Source organism: Actinomycetota bacterium, assembly GCA_036280995.1.
Taxonomy (GTDB): domain Bacteria; phylum Actinomycetota; class CALGFH01; order CALGFH01; family CALGFH01; genus CALGFH01.
In genome coordinates, this window is record DASUPQ010000473.1 from 1 (window position 1) to 2917 (window position 2917).

Genomic DNA, 2917 nt, shown 5'->3' on the forward strand with positions numbered 1-2917 from the left:
CTCGCGAGCCTCGGCAATCCCGTCCTTGCCGTTCTGGCGGGGCTCGACGACGACCACCTGGGCGGCGGCCCAGCGTCCGTCACGACGTTCGCCGAGACCCCCGTGGAGCACGAGCTGCTGGTGCGGTTCCAGGATCAGGCCGCCGCTTGCCGCCAGGTCGATCGCTTCCTGCCCCGCCGACGACGGCGCGCTTGGCACGAGATGGAACCTTGGCGTCTGCTCGCCGAGCAGCACGGCGGTTCGCGACTTCGTCAACGGGCGGAGTCTTGGTGTCCGGCACGCCGAGCGCCGCCAGCTCCTTGACCGTGTCGCGCAGCTGCTTCGACAGGGCAGCCACCTCGCCGGGCCCGGCCATCTTGATCGTGATGGCGAGAGCGTCGCGCAGCGCCGAGAGCGTTTGCCGTTGGTCGCCCTGTTGGACAACGGCCACGAACTTGTCGCCGTTCGTGTTGGAGAGAGCCGACGGGGCCGGTTCTGACGGCTGCTTGCCCACGATCAGTGGTTTCTGGAACGCTCGGGGGGAGATTTCGGGGAAAGTGCGAGGGTCTCCCGGCGCCCTCGATCGTTGAACTTCGCATAGCCCCTACCCCAGAAGCCGGAGCTGGTCGCCGCTCGGACCTGTCCGGTCAGCCTTGAGCGAGTTGCACAGGAAGTGGGCGCACTGGACGTTGACCGGAGCGTCAACTCCACCGTTGGCCAGCGGCAGGATGTGGTCGATGACCGGTGCGAGGGGATGTGGCACGACTGCGGTCTTGAGTACGCGCCTCCGACACAACTGACAGAGCCAGTGATCACGGGCAAAGACCTCCGCTGCGACGTAAGGCTGACTGGCTACGCCACGCTTAGCTGCGCGCCGCCGGCGCCGCTCGGATCGCCTGGTTTCCCGCTGACAGGCTGGGCAGGCGACGGAACCCTGTCGGGCTGGCTGGACCCATGTGGCTCCGCATCGGCATGCGACCGACACCGGGGTGCCCGCTTTCTTTCGGTAACGGAGAACGTATGCCTGGTGCTTACGCCGCCTACGTAAGGAGCCACGACAGTCCTGGCAAATAGGAGTGGATGAGCGTCGCCAGATCAGCGGCGTCGAGCACTCAGCGCAGGGATGCCACGGGATAGAGGTCGACCGGCCGACGTAAGCCCTGCTGACCGCCGCACACTGATTCGAGCAGAATCGAGTGCGCATCTTTGGGTGCCACCAGAACTCCTGGCCACACCACTCACACGGTCGCTGCCCCTTGAAGTAGGTCGCTCTCATGCCGGGTACCGGCGGATTCACCACACCTGACTCCTCGGCCCGGACGGGCCACGCTTCGTCCTCGTCCCATTCCCCCGGCTGCTGTTGCACCGACGATGGGCGTGGCGCAGGTTGCTGCGGTCCAGCGCCGCGTACTTCGCCCCGAGCGGGTGTAGAGAGCGGGGGATGACCTCGTCGATCGAACTGGACATCGGGTGCTGGACCCGTCCACTCCGCGGCAGCATCAAGTCGATCGGCTTTCCGCAGCGCCAGCAGTTCGGCTCTTCCCTCCGGACCTGCTCACACACACGCCGGCGGGGCCGGCCGAGGAGTTCAGGAGCCGCCAACGGACCCACTTCGCAGCACTAGCTCAGGTACACCACCATTAGCACAACGGTGCAGGTCAAGGGCGGATAACGCACGGAAGGCGCTCATCGGCCGACTCGGCTCCCAAGCCAATCGAGGACGCGTTCGATGCGGGAAGGTGGCCCAGGCTTCCCCTCGGTCAACCTAGGGTCGGGACGAGTGGGCTCCGGCGGGCAGGGGCAGCGGCGAACGTAGACCGGCATTCCGGCAAACCCAGACTCCGGCCACAGGCCGACGTTGTTGATCTGCAAAGTCTTGAACCGCGCCCATTCCGCCTGATCCATGAGCACGTGCTCGCCGTGAGGCCCGTTGTGAACGTCCATCACGAGGCCTTCACCCGTGGAGCAGCCTTCATCCTCGGGACCTTGGGCATCCGCCCGCCCTGGGCGTGGATCCACCGCTCCTCGATCGTCGGCTTCCGATCGTGCCGCTTGTCGAACCTGTAGCACCATTCGCAGACGAGCACCTTGCCGACGACCTTGTCGCCCTTGCGCTCCTGGGCGAACAGGTAGGTCCGGCTGCGGTAGTCGAGCGGGATGGGCGCCTTGCCCTCCTTCGCCTCGACCTTGGCCGCGGCGTGCACCGCCTCCTGGCACCAGCCGCAGCTCGGCTCGCCCTTGGCCGGCAGCCCGCGCTGGGCCCTGGCAATCTCGCCGTAGGCGGCATCGAGGTCGAGGATGAGGGCATGGGCGGCATCCACGATCCGGTCAAGGCGGGCGGATGTCACGACCGGAGCGGGCCGGCGGCCCTTCCGAGCATGCTTGCAGCCTGGGCACGCGTCCGAGCCAGCCGGCACGGCGGCGCCGCATTTGGGACACTCGTCGGGGAACGGGGCCAGGGCCTCGGTCTCGACTGGACGGGACACGCCGCCCTTGGCCCCGCGCCCGTTGCCCCGCGGGCCGATGCCTGGTCCCATCTCGTCGAGGCGCTCGTCGAAGGCGGCCATGCCGTAGCGGATGCCCACGGCGATCTCGGCCAGCTGGGCCAGCTTCTCGTCGCGGGTCACGCCGGCCTCACCAGGTCCGCGGGCCGCAGGGCGCACGGTCGGATGTGCCAGGCGCCACAGGTGCCGTAGCTGCACGCGTACGTCGAGTACCGCCGGCCCGTGAGGGCGAACACCCGGTTGGCCGCGGCGTGGGCCTCCGGCTCGTCAGCGAAGGCGGCCCGCGGGCGGACGCGCCCGCCGACGTCCCGGAAGACATGCGGTGCACGGCGCTCCTGTTGGCGCTGGGCTGCCCCGCGACCGGGCATCACTCGGCCCCTTCCGCCAGGTCCGCAGGGCGCAGGGCGCAGGGCGCAGGGCGCAGGGCGCAGGGC

Annotated in this window: 2 protein-coding genes; both read right to left on the minus strand. The window is 68.7% G+C overall.

All coding sequences use genetic code 11. The features are described from left to right. Positions 1-255 (minus strand): terminase (locus tag VF468_15910; GenBank protein ID HEX5879777.1); only part of this gene is annotated, 255 nt, incomplete at its 3' end. 1667 nt (positions 256-1922) lie between these two features. Continuing rightward, on the minus strand, positions 1923-2606 hold the full coding sequence (locus tag VF468_15915) for a hypothetical protein (protein HEX5879778.1): 684 nt from the start codon (positions 2604-2606) through the stop codon (positions 1923-1925). Positions 2607-2917 lie beyond the last annotated feature (311 nt).